15 protein-coding genes are annotated in these 16,999 nt (G+C 62.1%); 1 reads left to right on the top strand and 14 read right to left on the bottom strand.

Annotated features, from left to right (window positions below):
• Positions 1-125: 125 nt before the first annotated feature.
• From D3P04_RS11745 to D3P04_RS11695, 11 genes are all read right to left on the bottom strand, one after another.
• Complete coding sequence (locus D3P04_RS11745; protein ID WP_119749050.1) at positions 126-914, bottom strand: ATP-binding cassette domain-containing protein; 789 nt, start codon at positions 912-914, stop codon at positions 126-128.
• Entirely contained in the window at positions 911-1,915 is a 1,005-nt protein-coding gene (locus D3P04_RS11740; protein WP_220475316.1) for an ABC transporter ATP-binding protein, read from the bottom strand. The genes D3P04_RS11745 and D3P04_RS11740 overlap by 4 nt, the downstream gene beginning before the upstream one ends.
• Entirely contained in the window at positions 1,912-3,468 is a 1,557-nt protein-coding gene (locus D3P04_RS11735) for a gamma-glutamyltransferase family protein (RefSeq protein ID WP_119749048.1), read from the bottom strand. Before D3P04_RS11735 ends, D3P04_RS11740 begins: the two co-directional genes overlap by 4 nt.
• Complete coding sequence (locus D3P04_RS11730) at positions 3,465-4,346, bottom strand: polysaccharide deacetylase family protein (RefSeq protein ID WP_119749046.1); 882 nt, start codon at positions 4,344-4,346, stop codon at positions 3,465-3,467. Before D3P04_RS11730 ends, D3P04_RS11735 begins: the two co-directional genes overlap by 4 nt.
• Positions 4,346-5,146 (bottom strand): SDR family NAD(P)-dependent oxidoreductase, encoded by an 801-nt coding sequence (locus D3P04_RS11725; RefSeq protein WP_119749044.1) that lies wholly within the window; start codon positions 5,144-5,146, stop codon positions 4,346-4,348. Before D3P04_RS11725 ends, D3P04_RS11730 begins: the two co-directional genes overlap by 1 nt.
• Before the next feature lie 24 nt (positions 5,147-5,170).
• A complete protein-coding gene (locus D3P04_RS11720) occupies positions 5,171-6,013 on the bottom strand; it encodes an ABC transporter permease (RefSeq protein ID WP_119749042.1) in 843 nt (280 codons plus the stop codon).
• Positions 6,010-6,936, bottom strand: a complete 927-nt coding sequence (locus D3P04_RS11715; RefSeq protein WP_119749040.1) for an ABC transporter permease — start codon at positions 6,934-6,936, stop codon at positions 6,010-6,012. The genes D3P04_RS11720 and D3P04_RS11715 overlap by 4 nt, the downstream gene beginning before the upstream one ends.
• Before the next feature lie 40 nt (positions 6,937-6,976).
• Positions 6,977-8,485 carry an ABC transporter substrate-binding protein gene (locus tag D3P04_RS11710; RefSeq protein ID WP_119749038.1) on the bottom strand — a complete coding sequence of 503 codons (1,509 nt, stop codon included), beginning with the start codon at positions 8,483-8,485 and terminating at the stop codon, positions 6,977-6,979.
• Complete coding sequence (locus D3P04_RS11705) at positions 8,482-9,285, bottom strand: GntR family transcriptional regulator (protein ID WP_119749036.1); 804 nt, start codon at positions 9,283-9,285, stop codon at positions 8,482-8,484. Before D3P04_RS11705 ends, D3P04_RS11710 begins: the two co-directional genes overlap by 4 nt.
• 330 nt (positions 9,286-9,615) lie before the next feature.
• A complete protein-coding gene (locus D3P04_RS11700) occupies positions 9,616-11,208 on the bottom strand; it encodes a DHA2 family efflux MFS transporter permease subunit (RefSeq protein ID WP_119749035.1) in 1,593 nt (530 codons plus the stop codon).
• A 3-nt stretch (positions 11,209-11,211) separates the two neighbouring features.
• Positions 11,212-12,435, bottom strand: a complete 1,224-nt coding sequence (locus D3P04_RS11695; protein WP_119749033.1) for an HlyD family secretion protein — start codon at positions 12,433-12,435, stop codon at positions 11,212-11,214.
• Positions 12,436-12,673: 238 nt separating this feature from the next.
• Here D3P04_RS11695 and D3P04_RS11690 point away from each other — a divergent pair, with 238 nt between their 5' ends.
• The gene (locus tag D3P04_RS11690) at positions 12,674-13,393 is read left to right on the top strand and encodes a TetR/AcrR family transcriptional regulator (protein WP_232844981.1); all 720 of its coding nucleotides are present in this window, start codon (positions 12,674-12,676) and stop codon (positions 13,391-13,393) included.
• Positions 13,394-13,608: 215 nt separating this feature from the next.
• Here D3P04_RS11690 and D3P04_RS11685 read toward each other — a convergent pair whose 3' ends face one another.
• The 3 genes from D3P04_RS11685 to D3P04_RS11675 form a co-directional block, all read right to left on the bottom strand.
• Entirely contained in the window at positions 13,609-15,081 is a 1,473-nt protein-coding gene (locus tag D3P04_RS11685; protein ID WP_119749031.1) for a M81 family metallopeptidase, read from the bottom strand.
• A 282-nt stretch (positions 15,082-15,363) separates the two neighbouring features.
• A complete protein-coding gene (locus tag D3P04_RS11680; RefSeq protein ID WP_119749239.1) occupies positions 15,364-16,089 on the bottom strand; it encodes a ribonuclease activity regulator RraA in 726 nt (241 codons plus the stop codon).
• A gap of 7 nt (positions 16,090-16,096) precedes the next feature.
• The gene (locus D3P04_RS11675; RefSeq protein ID WP_119749029.1) at positions 16,097-16,999 is read right to left on the bottom strand and encodes a dihydrodipicolinate synthase family protein; all 903 of its coding nucleotides are present in this window, start codon (positions 16,997-16,999) and stop codon (positions 16,097-16,099) included.

Raw genomic sequence — 16,999 nt, 5'->3', positions numbered from 1 at the left:
CCTCTGCCCGTCGCATTTATGAGACCGCAGGATCGCGCAGGCTCTCCGATCCCGGGAAGTGAGGAAGACCGGACGACCATCCCAAGAAACTTCGGAAATTGGCGGGTCCGATCCTGAAAGCGATGTCACAGCCTTGGCACGGCGGCCAGCAATTGCCGTGTATATTCGTGCCGGGCCGTGCTGAAAATGTCATCGGTCGGGCCCTGCTCCACCACTTTTCCGGCTCGCATCACCAGAATATCATCCGCAATATGCCGCACGACGGACAAGTCATGAGAGATGAAGATATAAGCCAGACCAAGCTCGGATTGCAGATCCAGGAACAGGTTCAGGATCTGGGACTGGATCGAGACATCCAGCGCGGACACCGCTTCGTCACAGATGACGGCCTGCGGATCCAGTGCGAGGGCGCGGGCGATGACGATGCGCTGTTTCTGCCCACCCGAGAATTCACGCGGAAGCTTGCCCCCGGCCGAGCGCGGCAATCCCACCAGATCCAGAAGCTTCTGCACCCGGATACGACGATCGCGCGCTGTGCCAACGCCGTGGATCTGCAACGGCTCTGCAATGCTGTCGGCAGCCGACATGCGCGGGTTCAGTGCCGAGACCGGGTCCTGAAACACGATCTGCAACCGGCGCATCGTCGCCATCCGTTCGGATCGCGACATCCGGGCGCGGTCGCGGCCGTCAATCAGGATCTGCCCCTCGGTCGGCTCCTGCATGCCCATCACCGCATAACCGGTGGTGGACTTTCCGCTGCCCGATTCCCCCACGATCGCCACGGTCCTGCCCGGCATCAGGTCGAAGCTGACTCCGTCCACCGCGCGCACATGATCAGTCACCCGGCCCATGATTCCGCTGCGGATCGGGAAATGCACCTTGAGCTCGCGGACCGATACGATGGGAGTGCTCATGTCAGCTCCGTTGCGATACGGTCATGGTGCCAGCAAGCTGTCTCATGGCTGGCACCGACCGAAGCCAAAGGCGGCGCCTTTGCGCGGCAGTGATCTGTCGCCAGTGGACAGCGGGGATGAAAGCGACAGCCCCCGGGCCAGTCCCGGATATCGGGAACCGCCCCCGCAATGGCGGGCAGCGCCTGCTTGCGCGGCCCATCAAGGCGCGGAATCGTGCGCAGCAGCATTGCGGTATAGGGATGTCTTGGCCGGGCGAACACCTGCGCCACGCTGCCGGTCTCTACGATGCGGCCGGCATACATGACCGCTACCCGGTTCGCGCTTTCCGATACCACGCCCATATCGTGAGTGATCAGCAATACGGCGCTGCCGGTTTCCCTGCGCAGATCGCCCATCAGCTCAAGGATCTGCTTCTGGATCGTCACATCCAGAGCGGTGGTGGGTTCGTCCGCGATCAGCAGGATCGGCTGGCGGATCATCGCCATGGCGATCATGACACGCTGGCACATGCCCCCCGACAACTGAAACGGATATTGGCGGGCGCGTATCTCGGGGCGGTCGATGCCGACCCGGGTCAGCATGTCCAGAACGCGCGTCCTGACCTCTGCCGATGTCAGCGTATCACTTCGCGACAGCGCCTCGGCGATCTGGCGGCCAACCGGCATCAGCGGATCAAGGGACGCCACCGGCTCCTGAAAGATCATGGCCAGGCGGTTTCCGCGCAGGCGATTCATCTGCCGCTCGGAAAGCTGGTCGATCCGCTCGCCCTGCAGGCTGATCTGGCCGCCAGACAGATGCGCCGCGTCAGGCAGCAGGCGGATCAGGCCAAGCGCGGTCATGCTTTTGCCACAGCCGGATTCGCCGACAAGAGCCAGCGTCTCGCCCGCCGCGATGGATAACGAGGTGCCGTCCACCACCGGGTTGCCGCCGATCTCGATGCGCAGATCGGTGCAAGACAGCACGGGGGTCTGGGCTTGCGTTTCCCGGGGTATCGGCATCATGGCGCATCCATATCGGCGGCAACGGCGGCCGACCACGGGTGGTTGGGGTGGACCATGCCCTGAAGGCGGCCGTCGGGACGACGCTCGACCGCGCTTGGGACCGCGAACTGAACGGGGTAGAGCACGTCATCCACCACCTCGACATCGTGGTTGTGCGCGATAAGGCCGGCAGATTGCTCGGGTGCGCGGCGATCAATGCGAATGCGTGGCTCGGACGCGTCCAGCCGGGGATGCGACAGGGCCCGCCCCAGATCCATGCCGTGCCGCATGCGAAAGGCCAGAAGCTGCGCCAGCGCCGGCATGATCTGGCGACCACCTGCAGCGCCGATGGCCAGCAACCCGCCCTCTGCCGTTTCGGCCAGAACAGGACACATATTGGCCAAGGGCTGCGCACCCGGCGCCAGAGCATTCGGCGTGCCGGGCCGGGGATCGAACCACATCATGCCGTTGTTAAGCAGCATCCCGGTACGTGCAGAGGTCACCTTTGACCCAAAGCGTGACAGCAGCGTGTTGGTCAGCGATACGGCGTTGCCCTGTGCGTCAATCACTGACAGATGCGTCGTGCAGCCCGGATCGATAGCGCCCTTCGCGTGCCCCATCTGCGTCAATCGCCGGGCATAAGCGCTGCGGATCGCATCGGCAAAGGCTGCGTAATCCGCCGCTTGCGGTTCAGACCCCGCCGCTTCGTCCAATTGCGCCAGCACATCCAGCAGCGCCGGGCCCCCCGACAGACCGGGCATCGCCAGTACCGTGCCACCGGCCCAGGCCTGCCGCAGAGGCGTGCCCCATCGCGGACGATACGACGCCAGATCCTCGGCCGTCATGCTGCCGCCCAGCGCTTGCATGTCGGCGATCAGGTCCCGGGCGATCTGACCCTCGTAGAAATCCCGCGGCCCTGCTTGCGCCAGACGGCGCAGGGTCGCGGCCTTTTCGGTCAGCGGCAGGCGGCGTGGGCTGCGCCCCTCGCCAAGTGAGGGCGCATGACCGTCCGGCATGAAGATCCGGGTCGACATTGCATCGGTCAGCAGGTTCCCCGCATCGATGGCCAGGCAGAGCGCAGTGAACCAATCCACGGCCAGCCCCTTGTCGGCCTCGGCGATGGCGGGGGCCAGCGCATCGGCCCAAGAGATCGTGCCATGGGCCATCAGGGCTTCGGCCAGTCCTGCGACGGCACCCGGTACGCAGATCGAATGCACCCCGATCAGATTCTTCTGCCCCTGCACCTGCGGCCAGCTGAACCAGTCGTCGTCATGGCCGGGGACCAGCGGATAGTCTTCGGGGCGCAGCGAGCGCGGCGAGATCATCGAGAAATCCAGGCTGCGGGCCGAACCGTCCTGCCCGTCGCGCCAGATCAGAAAGCCGCCGCCGCCGATCCCGCTCAGCCAGGGCTCCACCACCGACAGGACCAGTGCCGTGGTGACCGCCGCATCCATCGCATTCCCGCCGCGCGCCAGCACATCGGCGCCCGCCCGCGCGGCGACCTGATGCTGGGCCGCAACCATGCCGCCACGACCCTCGGCCATCACCTTGCCGGGTTCCCAGGTCGAGGTCATGCGCGCGCCCCCTGATCCAGACGTGCCGCCAAAGTATCCAGCCCGGTTTCCACGACAAACCGCCCGGCATTTGCGGTCAGGTGCCACTCTGCGATCCGGGAGGCGGTGGCGAACCAGACATCGTCCTGCACCGCGATATGGGTCAGCACGCGTTCCAGCATCGCGACCCGCTGTGCCCGGCCCGAGACCCAGGGATGCACGGTGATCGTGAACAACTGGCCGAAATCGCGCCCGGCCTCGAATTCGTCGCGCCAGCCGGCCTCGACTGCGCGGGCGGGTTCGGGCGGCCAGCGATCTGCGCCACCACCCTGAAATTTGAAATAGATCGCGTCGTCGATCTGCCATTGCACCGGCACCTGCACAAGGCCGCCGATCTCATAGGGATGGTCATAGCCCATCAACGAGCTGTCATAGCGCAGCCCGCGACTCTTCAGGGCAGTAATCATTGCGGGCGTCATCTCCCAGGCGGGCGACCGGAATCCGCAGGGAACCATGCCGGTCTGCGCCTTGAAGACGTCCAGCGACCGGTCCAGCGCAAGCTGGAACTGATCATCCGTGATCTCGGCCACCAGCTCGTGCAGATGACCATGCAGCCCGATCTCGTGGCCGCGCTCGCATAGGGCGGGCAGCAGTTCGGGGTGAAGTTCGGCCACGACCGAGGGAACGTAGAAGCTGCCTTTGATCCCTACGCGATCCAGCATGTCCAGAATGCGCCAGATCCCCTCGCGCGGGCCGAAGTGGCGTTGTTCCAACTGACCCAGATGCGGCGGCAGGCCAGCGCGATGGGCCCAGAGATAGGGCGCCTCGGCATCGACATCGACGCTGAAGCAGGCTGCCGACCGTTTGCCCTCGGGCCAGATATAACGCGGACGATCCATCACAATGCCCTTTTCTTGTCCTGATGCACAAGGATTGTGCCTGCGGATCCTCCGCCATCGACCGACAGCGTCGCCCCGGTGATATAAGAAGCCGCGTCCGAGGCCAGGAACATCACCGCCGCCGGCGCGTCCTCATAGCGCGAGGCGCGGCCCAACGGGATTGCGCCGGTGACTGCGTTCACATGCGCCTGCGGCAGCGGGCTGCTGGTGCTGCCGGGGGCAAAGCCCGGCTCAACCGCGTTGCAGCGGATGCCGTATTCCGCCAGTTCCACCGCAAAGCCCTTGGTCAGGCGGTCCAGCGCCGTCTTGGAGATCGAATAAGGCGCCGCGGTTGTGCGCATCTTGCGCGATGCACCCGAAGAGATCATCACGATATTGCCCTGCACCTGTTGCCGCACCATCTGCGTGGCGATCCCCCGCGTCAGAAGGAAGGGCGCACGCAGGTTGATATCGAAGATACGGTCCCATTCGTCTGCATCCACGTCCAGCAAAAAGCCGCTTGGATAGACGGCCGCGTTATTGACCAGGATATCAGCGGCACCCCATTCACGGCCCACCATCGCTATCAGATCGTCGATCGAGGCGGCATCGGTCAGCTCCGTCACATGTGACAGCACGGGGCGCGACAGGCTGGCTGCGACATCGGCCAGTGCGGCCTGATCGCGGTCGGACAGCAAAAGCGTCGCACCGGCGGCATCGAACGCTTCGGCGATCCAGCGGCCGAAAATGCCCGCTGCCCCGGTCACAATGACGCGCTTGCCTGTGAAATCGGCGCCGGGCAAAGGCAGGGGTCGGGTCATGGGACAGGTCCTTTCAAAGGTGGCTCAGCGTCGGCCTTCGACGACATCGCGGACGTGATCGCCCAGGACATTGACCGACAGGATCAGAAGAAACAGAAACAGACCCGGGAAGACGGCGATCCACCAGGCCGTGGTGACGTAATTGCGCCCCGTTGACAGGATTGCGCCCCAGCTGGGCATGGGAGGCTGCACGCCAAGGCCCAGAAAGGACAGGCCCGCCTCGAACAGGACCATCAGGCCGAATTCCAGCGTGACAACGACCATGATCGGGCCGATGATATTGGGCAGGATATGGCGCAGCAGCACGCGGGGCGTGGATGCTCCCATGAATCGCGACAGACGCACATAGGGCAAGTTCATCAGGCCAAGCGTCTGCCCATAGGCGACGCGTGCGTAACGCGGCCAACGGGTGAATGCCAGCACTGCGATGACGTTGACAAAGCCCGGCCCCAGGATCGCGACGGTGATGATCGCCAGCAGAATGGCAGGCACCGACAGGACGATATCGACCAGACGCATGATGATCGTGCCGATCCACCCGCCCAGCCAGGCGGCGATCATGCCCAGCGCGGTGCCGATCGTGCCGCTGACCAGCACCGACAGCGCCGCCACCGTCAAAGAGACCCGCGCGCCATAGATCAGCCGCGACAGCAGATCACGGCCCAACTCGTCCGAGCCCAGCAGATAGGTGATGTCGCGCAGCTCTGTCCCCGGCGGCCTTTGTCGGCCAAGCAGGTTCTGCGCCTCGGGATTCTGCGGCGCGATCAGCGGCGCCAGCAGCGCGGCCAGCACCATCATGGCAAGAATGGCGACAAAGATCCACAGCCGGGGCGGCAGCCAGCGGCGCAGGCGCGGGGAGCCGGTCATGTGCGGCCCTCCAGCCGGATGCGTGGATCGACCGCGCTGTAGAGCAGGTCAGCCGCGAGGTTGAGAAGGATCGACACGACAGCCCCCAGCAATACGATGGCCTGCACGATCGGAAAATCGCGGGCGGCAATGGACTGGATGGTCAATTGGCCAAGGCCGGGCCACGCGAAGACTGTCTCTACGATGACAGCGCCCGACAGAAGATTCGCGATTTCCAGCGCGGCGATCGAGATCACCGGGATCGCGCTGTTGCGCAGCGCGTGGCGGCGCACCGTCTGCCCAAGCGACAGCCCCTTGGCGCGGGCGGCACGGATATAGGGTTTGGAAAGCTCGTCCAGAACGGCGGTGCGGGTCACGCGGGCAAAGGTCGCCATGCTAAGCAGGGAAAGGCAGAACGCCGGCAGGATGACACTCTCTGCCGCACGCGCGCCGGATGTGGGAAGCCAGCCCAGAGTGACGGCGAACAGCAGGATCAGGATGACCCCGCTCCAGAAAGTCGGCAGGCTTTGCCCCGCGAGCACGAAGCCCATCCCCAGCTTGCTGAGCGGATGGTTGCGCCGCATCGCCATGAACACGCCAAGCGGCGCCCCGATGCCAAGTGCCAGCAGCAATGCGGCCCCGGCCAGCCAGATTGTATAGGGCAAGCGCGATTTGATGATCTCGGCGACCGGCACTTGCTGGACAACGGATTGACCCAGGTCAAAGCGCGCCAGATCGGTCATGTAATCCGCGAACTGCACCAGCATGGGCCGATCAAATCCCAGATTGCTGCGCAAGGCGTCGATCGCCTGCTGGCTTGCGCCTTCTGACACCAGCAACAGGACCGGGTCGCCCGAAAGGCGTTGCAGGAAGAAGATCAACGCCATGACCCCGAGGATCGAGACCACGGCCTGTAGCAGACGCCGAACAAGAAATCTGCTCATGCGGCGCCCCTTGCGTGGCCGGCCTGCCCGGCGCCGTCTGTCATTCCGACCAGCCCATCCGGTTCAGGAACAGGCTTTCGTTCGGCGTCGGGGACCATTCCAGGTTATCCGAGGCACCGTAGATGATCGCGGCCTGGTAAAGCGGCACCTGCGGGACCTCTTCGGCGATCCATTCATGAATCTGGCCATACAACTCCTGCCGCCGGTCGGGATCCATCTCGGACCTTGCGCTTTCCAGCAGAACGTCCAGATCGTCATCACGGACCCGCGACCAGGAAGAACTGGAATGCAGCAGCGGATACAGCACCCCATCGGCATCCTGACAGGCGCAGGACCAGCGGCCAAAGCCAAGATCGGGCGCCTGCTCGGGCGGGCTTTGCGATTTTTGCAGATAGGTCGCCATATCGGTCATTTCGATATTCACCGTCAGCCCCACCTCGCCCAGCATCTGTTGCAGAGCCTGAACAATCCGCTGGTCGAAGACCGGTGATGTGGCAAAGCTGAATGGACGCGTGGCGGGCTCGCCCACTTCGGCAATAAGGGCGCGTGCCGCATCAGGATCGTAGGGCACGCCTTCCAGCCCTTCGATCCAGCCGACATGGGCGGGGGTCAGCATCTGGCCGACGGGATTGTCAAAGCCGCCCAGAAGCCCCTCGACCAGCAATTCGCGATCAATGGCATGGGCGATGGCCTTGCGCAGGCGCGGATCGTCCAGCCCCGGCTTGTTCCGGTTGACGCTGAGATAGGCGACGCGTTCGGTTAGCGCGGATACCGGGCTGACCCCGTCGGACGCCTCGAGCTGCGCGGCCAGATCCGGGTCCATCCCCACCACAAGATCGGACGCCCCCGATGTCAGGTTGGCCACACGGGTCGAGGCATCCGGCACGGCGCGGAACACCGCTGCCGGGAAGGGTCCGGCATCTCCCCAGTAATCGTCGTTACGAACCAGACCGACCTCGACCCCGCGCTGCCAGCTGTCGAATTTATAGGGGCCGGAACCGATCGGCGCCCGATTGAAAGCCTCGCGCCCCATCTCTTCCACAATGGCCTTGGGGACGATGGACAGCTTGACCAACTGGGCGAACAGTGCCGGATAGCCGGTCGCGGTGGTCAGCTTGACACGCCCATCCTCCAGCACCTCGGCATTGGTGATGCTTTCGAATTGCGACAGCTGCGGCGATCCGAATTCCGGATCGGTGATACGCTTTACCGAATAGACCACATCCTCGGCCGTCAGAGGGCTGCCGTCGTGAAAGGTCACGTCATCGCGGATGGTGAAAACCGTTTCAGTGTCGGAAACCTGCTCCCATTCCGTGGCGATCTGGGGGATGATCTCGCCTTCGTCGTCCCGTGTCAGAAGGTTGTCGAAGATGTTGCGGTAAACATAATAACTGTCGGGGTTCCATTGCAGATGGGGATCAAGCGATGTGGGTTCATCGACGAGGTCGATCACAAGGCGATCGGCATCCGCCAGGGCTGCCAATGGGCCGGCAAGGGTTGTCGTTGCAGCGAACAGGGCGGCAAACAACGTCCTGGTAACAAGTCTCATGCCGAATCTCCTTTTGCGGAACGGGTTCTGGTTGATTTGCCAGATCGAACTGCGGCAGCCGAGGCGGTGCCGCGATGTAAGGGCTGCCCGGGTGTCTGCGCAGTTCCCAAAGCCGTAGCACTGCGGCTGAGCGCGCGGGCAACCCGCAGGTCGAACGCATGGCGCATTTGCTCCAGGATCTGCAGCGCCGGGGGGCCATCGCCATCCGCAAGCGCGATGGCAAGCCCGGCCAGCGGCAAGGGGTCACGCGAAATGCCGAAAACCTGATCCATATGCCGATCTGCACGCAGACAGAGAGCCCAGGTGTCAATTAGCCAGCCGCGCATGCGTGGTGCCGCGATCACCTGAGCCACCAACAGCATCAATGCGCGTTCCTGATGCAACAGGGCCTGCTGGTTGGGAGCCTGCGCCTGACGCGTCGAGGTCCGGTAAATCGTGGCGCGCAACCTTAATTCGTCGCTCAGGCCAGAAGGTGGCGCGTGCTGAAGCAGAGCGGGCTCAAGACAGACCCGCGATGCGATAAGATCGCCCAAATGCGCCGCCGAGACCGGCAGGATCGTCGAGCCGCGCCGCCCGTCGGGCGCAATCCAACCCGCTGCGGACAGCCGCATGATCGCGGCACGAACAGTCGCCAACCCATAGGCGAACCGCGTACTCAGCTCTGCTTCGGACACGATCGAGCCCGGCGGCAGCTGACAGTCGATAATCGCGGCTTGCAGTGTGGCATGCGCCGCTTCGGACAGGCTGTCGCGCCGCCGAGGCCCCGAAGTTACGGCAAAGGGTGATTGCTTATCATACATGTTTTGATACTGGCAGAGGATTTCAACATGTCAACTCTGTAGTATTAACATTTCAATTTTGCCCGGCCAGAATTCGCGAATGCCTGGAAGATCAGAAATGCGCGGATCGGGATGCCGCGATATCGGGCACCCGAGTACATTTACTCGACTGGCTGAGCTTTGGACCTCGCCCGTTCGGAATGCGAAAACGCGGATGCCTGTGCCGTTCACGCGGGAACGGATCGCCGCGTCAACCGGGCAATTTCTCGATGGCCGTCTCAGGGGCGAACGGCGCAAGACCGGATGCACGGCCCCGCAGGACGTATGTGCTGTTTCGGAAAACCGCTTTCATCAATGTCCGCCGCCTCCGCCTCCCGGCGCGGGCTTCTGGACAAAAAGCAACAGTAGCGCCAACCCGGTGAAGAGTAATGTCAGGACCACGAAGATATCGGCAAGGGACATGACCATCGCCTCGCGCCTTGCAAGATTGGTCAATGTCGAAAGCGCGGCGGCCGAGGCCCCGCCGCCAAGGCTTGAATAGGCATCCCCAAGCATGATCATTGTCTGCTGCGCCGCCTCGTTCGAGCCGTTCACGCTTTCGGCGATGCGCGCATAGTGGAAATCTTCGCGATTGCTAAGTACCGTATTGATGATCGCAAGGCCCACCGCACCGCCGAGATTACGCGTCAGGTTGAACAGGCCCGAGGCATTCTTCACCTTGTCGGGCGGCAGCATCCCCAAGGCGATATTCGACACCGGCACCATGCAGAGCATCAGGGAAATGCCGCGCAATATCTGGGGCAGGAATATCTCCCAATAGTCCCAGTCCGCGGTGATCCGGGTCATCATCCAGCAACTGAAAGAGAAAATGGCGAAACCAACCCCCATCATAAGCCGCGGATCGACTGTTTGCGACAGTCTTCCCGCGATAGGTGCGGTCAGGAACATCGCAACGCCAGTGACCATCATCGTCTCGCCGATCTGCAACGCGTTGTACTCGCGTATCCCGGAAAGATAGATGGGAAAGATATAGACCAGCCCGTAAAGCCCGATCCCGAGACCGAACGAAAACAGCGAACCCATCGCAAAATTTCGGTCAGCGAACGCGTCGAGCCGGACGATGGGTTCTTTTGCCGTGAAGGCGCGCCAGAAAAACAGGAAGCCACCTGCCAGCGTCACCGCCGTCATCATCACGATTGTTTCGTCGGCAAACCAGTCGTCGCCCGAGCCTTCTTCCAGCACATATTCCAGCGCCCCCAGAAACAGGGCGAGGCCCAGAAAACCCCACCAGTCGAAGCGGTGAAAAAGGCTTAGGTCGGGTTCGTCGAAATCGATCAGAAGAAAGGCTGCGACAGTGACGATGATACCGGGGATCACATTGATGAAAAACAGCCAGTGCCAGCTGAGATACTCGGTCAGATATCCGCCCAATGTCGGGCCGATGGTTGGCGCAAGGGTCGCGACCAGGCCAATCAGTGGGGTGACGATATGCATTTTCGAGCGCGGGAAGATCGTGAAGGCACTGGCGAAGACGATCGGGATCATCGCTCCCCCGATAAAGCCCTGCAATGCGCGCCACAGGATCATCTCGCCGATGGAGCCCGACAGCCCGCACATCAGGCTCATCAGCGTGAAGCCGCCAGAGGATATGAAAAATACCCATCGGGTCGAAAGCATCCGTGAAAGATAGCCTGAAAGCGGGATCATGATGACCTCGGCAATCAGATAGGCGGTCTGGACCCACGGAATTTCATCGCCCGACGCCGAAAGACCCGCCTGAATCTCTGACAGCGAAGCCGAGACGATCTGAATATCCAGAATCGCCATGAACATGCCCAGCACCATCAGCAGGAAGGTCACAAGCCGGCGCAGATCGATGCGATCCTCGTCCGGGACAGGGACGGCCGCCGCTGCGGGCGGTATATCGGTGGTCTCGGCGGTCATGGATCAGCCGCCATGCTGCGCGACCGTGACCCCGGATTTGTCGATTGCACTTATCTCCGGGCTGTCCGGCATGTCGCCTTTTCCCGGGCTGCCGGGGTGCGGCGCAGGCAGCAGTGGTTCATCCCGGCCGGTGCGGGTATCGATTTCGGCGATGACGGACATGCCCGGACGCAACGGCAGGCGCGCGCGGTCCTGCGCATCGATCACGATCCGTACCGGAACGCGCTGCACGACCTTGGTGAAATTGCCGGTCGCATTGGAAGAAGGCAGCAGGCTGAAGACCTGCCCAGTGCCTGCGGACAGGCTTTGGACCGTCCCATGCAGGGTTTCTTCCGGCCAGGCATCGACTTGCAGCGACACCTCTGCCCCGGGACGTATACCCGCGATCTGGGTTTCCTTGAAATTCGCCTCGGCATAAATTTCACCGACGGGGACCAATGTACCGATACGGCTGCCGGCGGTGACATAGGAACCGGGCTCGATCTCGCGCGCGGTCAGGATGCCGGTGAACGGCGCGCGGATTTCGGTAAAGCTCAGATCGCGCCTGGCCTGCTTTACGCCGGTTTCCGCGGCCTTGATGTCAAGCTCTGCACCGTCATACCTGGCCTTCAGGACGACAAGCTCGGCCTTTGCCTGGGCCAGTGCGGCCTTGGCGCTTTGCACCTGAGCCGCCGCGGATTTTGCCGTGGCCTCGGCGGCATCGGTCGTGGCCTGAGTGCCCGCCCGGGTGGTTTGCAGCTCTTGCGCGCGCCGATATGCTTTCTGCGCGCCATCATTGGTTGCCCGCGCCGCTGTCAGGGCCGCCTGCGCCTGTTCGACAGCCGCATGACCCGAATCGATCTGCGCCCTGAGCTGCACCGCCGCACTTTTCGCAGAGGATAGGCTGTTTTCCGCATTCTCCAGTGCAAGCCGGTAATCATCGGGGTCAATCCGGGCGAGCACCTGATCTTTCTGGACCGGGGCGTTCGGCTCGACCGTCACTTCGGAAATATAACCGGTTTCCCGCGCTTGCAGGATGATCAGGCTGGCCTGCAGATAGGCGTCGTCCGTTTCCTCGTGAAAGCGGCCGAAACTGAACCAGTGCCAGCCCTCATATCCGATCACGGCCAATGCCATGACCGCCAATATCACAAGGATGCGTTTCGCCTTGCCGGATTTGGGCCGAGGGGCCTGCGCAGCATTCTGCGGCGCGTCATCCGGAACTTCATCGTCCGTGGTTGAAGCCATTAGATAGTTCTCTCTGCCCGGATTTTGTCTGGATGGCAGTTGGTACTGCCGGATATCCGTGGAAATGGGATGAGTAATGCGGAAATAATAGTATTGACCGAACGGTTCGGTCAATGCCAATCTGATGATCTTGTATTTACGCGCAAGGGTGAGGTCCGATCATCGGACATATATGCTGCTTTCTGACCGGATGCGTTGATCGCATTCCGGATACTGAGGTAGGAGGGAACCAGAAGCGGTGCGCTACCTTTCGTCGCAATGCCATAATCCGGGGCCGAAGACTGTCGTGAATGAAAAAACCAGCAATACGGACGTTTCTTTGCCGGCCGATAATGCCGCGGGAGAAGACAAGGACAATCCGAAGCGGCGGCAAATCCTTGATGGCGCGCGCAAGATGTTCCTGAGCAAGGGTTTTGAAGGTACGTCGATGCAGGATGTCGCCCGCGCGGCGAAGGTCTCGAAGGGCACGCTTTACGTGTATTTCGACAACAAGGAATCCATGTTCAATGCTCTGGTCCTGAAGGAATGCGGCAGGATGCACGAGACGGTACGCCGGATCGGTGTCGGGGTCGGCCCTGTCGAGGAAGAGCTGTGCCTCATCGCGCGGCGGATGATCGAGGCGCTGCTGGAGCGTGAGGTTCTGGCTGCGATGCGCATGATGATCGGTGCAGCTGAAACATTCCCCGATCTTGCGCGCAATATCTATGCGGCGGGACCGATGCGGACGATTCTGCTTCTTGGGGAATATTTCGAACTGCGCTGTTCCCAGGGGGATCTGGTGATCGATGATTGCAAGGAGGCCGGCGCGGAATTCGTTGACCTGCTGCTGGCGGGCCTGCAACGCCGGGCTCTTTTGATGGTTCCGCCATTTACAGATGCGGAAATCGATGCGCTGGTCGAGCGGCGCGTTTCGCGCTTTCTGGTCGCCTATGCGCCCCCTCATACCGGGAAAGAATGATCCGCGGACGTGTTTTGCCTTGATCGTTCAAGCTGGGAAGATGGATGTATAGCCTGCGGTTAGTCTTGAGAGATGGCGTTTTCGGGCTATCCCCCGAAATCCGGACACTCACATCAGCCAGAACTTGTAATCTGCTGGATGGTGGAACCGCCGACCGGGATCCGATGCGCACAGGCGCCGGGTCCCGGCAGCGATTATCGGGTCAGATATCGATCTCATTCGCCAAAAGCATCACCAAGCGGAGAAAGACGAAGACCCTTCCGCAGCCGTTCCCAGGGAAGCGAGGCCGGATCGACCGCCATAGGCCCCGCCGCCGCCGCCACGAGGATCGCCGAAGCGATCGGCGAAAAATCGGCGCGGAAGTGAACCGAACTCTTCACAACAATTACCCGCGCTTGCTCGGGGATCAGGCCGAGATGGCGGAACATTTCCCGTTCGGCCATTTGCGCCTTGAGGGAAATGACGCAGATCCGCACATCACCGATCCGCAGCACCGCACAGGGCCCGAGATCCATCGGCCCGACCCCATAGTAAGGCCCTTTGGCAAGGAATTTTCCGTCCGAGACCGCCTCGACGAAGAATTCCGCTTCGACAGGTGCGTCGCCTCCCGATTGGCCGCCTAAAGAAAGCCGGATCGTGGCGCCGACCCCTGCGGCATGAGCGGCAAGAGCGGCGTCCGGATCATAGATGCCGCCGATGAGTGCATTCCGCGCATCGTTCCGGATAAGTGCGTGAAGCATTCCCGTCGTATTGGCGTCACCGCCTGCCCCGGGATTGTCCTGGGTATCGGCGATGATGACCGGCATGTCGCCTGCGAGCAGCCGTGCCTTTGCAACGGCTTCATCCGGCGTGAGAACTTCCCCGACAAAGGCCGGTTCCGCAGCCATGACACGATCCATCAGTGCCTGCGCCGCCTCGCCCGCACCCGCGCCATAGGCAGTGACGCTCATTCCGCAATCGGGGAAGTCCGCAGCGGGAAAGCCCATGTTGAAGCTGACCGAAAGAAGGCTGTCGGCCAGTCGCGCGGCTTTTGCATAAAGACCTTTCGCCGGTTCTTCGTCGGTGCTTTGCCAGGAAATCGCCGTGAGAAAGGGCGCCTGAAGATAAGCCTTTTCATTTTTTTCCCCATCCATCAGCCGGCCGAGGATTTCACCGCAGCGCTTTCCCGTCGTGAACATATCCACATGCGGATAGGTGCGGTAACTGTCCAATACATCCGCCATTTCCACCATCAATGGCGTGACATTAGCGTGCAGGTCCAGGCTGACCACGATTGGCACCTCGCCCACGCGAGCACGGAGGCGCTTGAGCAATTCGCCTTCGCCATCATCCAGATGTTCACAGACCATTGCGCCATGAAGATCAAGATAAATACCATCCAGAGGAAGCGCCGACGCGATCCGTTCGATCATTTCGCCGGACACGGTTTCGAACGCTTCTTCTGTGGTATGCGCAGAGGGGCTGGCGGCACACCAGATCGTCGGCACGATGTCCCATCCTTGTGCACGGGCGTGATCGATGGCGCCCATGATGCCCTGATTGCTTTTGCCGGAACGGGTAAAGATTTCCTTCCCCCGGGCCATCGGGCCAGAGCCCCCGCCGCGCTCGAAATCTGCAAGAGCAGCCTTGGTTGGCGCGAATGTGTTCGTCTCGTGGAGGAATCCTCCCACAGCGATACGTTTGCTCATCGCGGTTTTCCCCTCTGTCGTCCGCAAGTTTACCAGATCCAGGTGATGGCCAGGCGCATGTTATGCGGCCAGATATTCGAAGGCCACGGTGAATTCCCAGCCGGGCAATCTTTGGCCATCAAGGCGGATGACGCGGCAAGCAAGCTATGAGGATTTCATTCAGGGCTGCGCATTTCCAGAGAGACGCGATCCTGTCTGCGGTATTCCTTTATTCGCCCACCGAGTGGGCCCATCCTGTGACGGCAGAGGAAGGCGGCAGGAAAAAACCGCCTTCCCGGATCTTCAACGGCCGGTCCGGGTGCGCCAATCCTGATATTTCTTCAGGTTCTCGTCCTTGGTGACAGGATAGAGTCCGATGATCGGAGAACCGGCCTGCACCTCTTCCATAACGAAATCCTCGAAGCTTTCCATTCCGGTACATTCCTCGGCGATCTCATCGGCCAGATGGGCGGGGATCACCATCACCCCGTCCTTGTCGCCCACCATCACGTCGCCCGGAAAGACCGGCGCATCACCACAGGAGATGGGGACATCGATATCCAGCGCTTCGTGGTGTGTCAGGTTGGTCGGGGCCGAAGATTTGGCGAAATAGGCGGGCATATCCAGCTTGCCGATACCTTCCGCGTCGCGCATGCCCGCATCCGTCACCACACCCGCCGCACCGCGAAGCGCCAGCCGGGTGATCAGGATCGATCCCGCCGTCGCGGCACGGGCATCCTTCCGGCCATCCATGACCAGCACATGTCCCGCCGGGCAGGTCTCGATGGCGACGCGCTGCGGATGGTCGGCATTGCGGAAGACGGTGATCGGGTTCCGATCCTCGCGCGCGGGGATATAGCGCAGCGTAAAAGCAGGCCCGACCATGTTCTCATCCTTGGGTGCGACCGGCACGACGCCCTGGATGAACTGGTTGCGCAGCCCGCGCTTGAACAGCGCCGTCGCGATCGAGGCGGTCGAGATCTTCTTCAGCTTCGCGCGGGTTTCTTCGGAAAGGATATGATTGCTCATCGGGGCCTCACTTGAGAACATGGGTTTTCAGAAAGACGTCAAGCCGTTCCTGCTGCGATGGGGTCAACGGCCAGGCCGAAGGCGGGCGGGTCGGGCCGCAATCCAGTCCCATTCCCAACAATGCGGCCTTGACGCCGGTGACGTTGGTGCCGTTCATTTCCTCGGCACGGATTTCCTCGAAGACGCGCATTTTCGCGATAAGAGCATTGGCCCCGGCATAATCGCCCGCTTCCAACGCCGCGTGAATCGCCATGGACATTTCGGGCCAGACATTGATCAACCCCGACGTGAACCCGCGCGCACCGACAGCATAAAACGCAGGTGCCCAGATTTCGGCCAACCCGCCCACCCAGGTGATCGAAGGATCGGAAGCGGCAATCGCCTCGGACAGTTTCAGCGGATTCGGAGTCGCCCATTTGACGCCGCGAACCTCGGGCAGCGAAACCAGTTCCACGATCGCCTTCGTGCCAATGGCGTCGTTGCGCAGATAGACCATCATCGGCAACCCGCCCGACGCATCGGCTACGGCCTTGAGATAATCGACGATCCCGCGAGGAGCCACGAAAGGATCGGGAGGCTGATGGATCATCAGGGCCGCCGCGCCCGCATCCGCCGAGGCCCGGGCCAGACGCTGCGCGTCCCGGATCCCCCGCCCGACGCCTGACAACAGCGGTGCGCGTCCTCCGACCAGTCCGGCCACCTCCTGCACCATCGTTACGGCTTCGTCGGTGGTCAGGGCATAGAACTCACCGGTATTGCCGTTCACGACGGGCATATGGACGCCCGCGCCAAGCGCCCGATCAAGAATGGGGGCAAGACGCGCCGGGGCAATTTCCCCGTCCTTGTCATAGGGCGTCACGAGAATGCCCGAGATACCGCCCAGCGCGTTTCCAAGAATGTCTTCTGTCAT

It is taken from the genome of Paracoccus onubensis, from assembly GCF_003591515.1.
In the GTDB taxonomy this organism is placed as follows: domain Bacteria; phylum Pseudomonadota; class Alphaproteobacteria; order Rhodobacterales; family Rhodobacteraceae; genus Paracoccus; species Paracoccus onubensis.
This window is presented reverse-complemented; position numbering and strand designations above follow the sequence as displayed.

What these genes read in the sequence shown, in the direction of transcription:
- D3P04_RS11695 (WP_119749033.1), bottom strand. Translation starts at nt 12,435, where the DNA reads ATGGCTTCAACCACGGACGATGAAGTTCCGGATGACGCGCCGCAGAAT.
- D3P04_RS11725 (WP_119749044.1), bottom strand. Translation starts at nt 5,146, where the DNA reads ATGACCCGACCCCTGCCTTTGCCCGGCGCCGATTTCACAGGCAAGCGC.
- D3P04_RS11735 (WP_119749048.1), bottom strand. Translation starts at nt 3,468, where the DNA reads ATGACCTCGACCTGGGAACCCGGCAAGGTGATGGCCGAGGGTCGTGGC.
- D3P04_RS11700 (WP_119749035.1), bottom strand. Translation starts at nt 11,208, where the DNA reads ATGACCGCCGAGACCACCGATATACCGCCCGCAGCGGCGGCCGTCCCT.
- D3P04_RS11710 (WP_119749038.1), bottom strand. Translation starts at nt 8,485, where the DNA reads ATGAGACTTGTTACCAGGACGTTGTTTGCCGCCCTGTTCGCTGCAACG.
- D3P04_RS11685 (WP_119749031.1), bottom strand. Translation starts at nt 15,081, where the DNA reads ATGAGCAAACGTATCGCTGTGGGAGGATTCCTCCACGAGACGAACACA.
- D3P04_RS11680 (WP_119749239.1), bottom strand. Translation starts at nt 16,089, where the DNA reads ATGAGCAATCATATCCTTTCCGAAGAAACCCGCGCGAAGCTGAAGAAG.
- D3P04_RS11715 (WP_119749040.1), bottom strand. Translation starts at nt 6,936, where the DNA reads ATGAGCAGATTTCTTGTTCGGCGTCTGCTACAGGCCGTGGTCTCGATC.
- D3P04_RS11745 (WP_119749050.1), bottom strand. Translation starts at nt 914, where the DNA reads ATGAGCACTCCCATCGTATCGGTCCGCGAGCTCAAGGTGCATTTCCCG.
- D3P04_RS11720 (WP_119749042.1), bottom strand. Translation starts at nt 6,013, where the DNA reads ATGACCGGCTCCCCGCGCCTGCGCCGCTGGCTGCCGCCCCGGCTGTGG.
- D3P04_RS11705 (WP_119749036.1), bottom strand. Translation starts at nt 9,285, where the DNA reads ATGTATGATAAGCAATCACCCTTTGCCGTAACTTCGGGGCCTCGGCGG.
- D3P04_RS11740 (WP_220475316.1), bottom strand. Translation starts at nt 1,915, where the DNA reads ATGATGCCGATACCCCGGGAAACGCAAGCCCAGACCCCCGTGCTGTCT.
- D3P04_RS11675 (WP_119749029.1), bottom strand. Translation starts at nt 16,999, where the DNA reads ATGACAGAAGACATTCTTGGAAACGCGCTGGGCGGTATCTCGGGCATT.
- D3P04_RS11730 (WP_119749046.1), bottom strand. Translation starts at nt 4,346, where the DNA reads ATGGATCGTCCGCGTTATATCTGGCCCGAGGGCAAACGGTCGGCAGCC.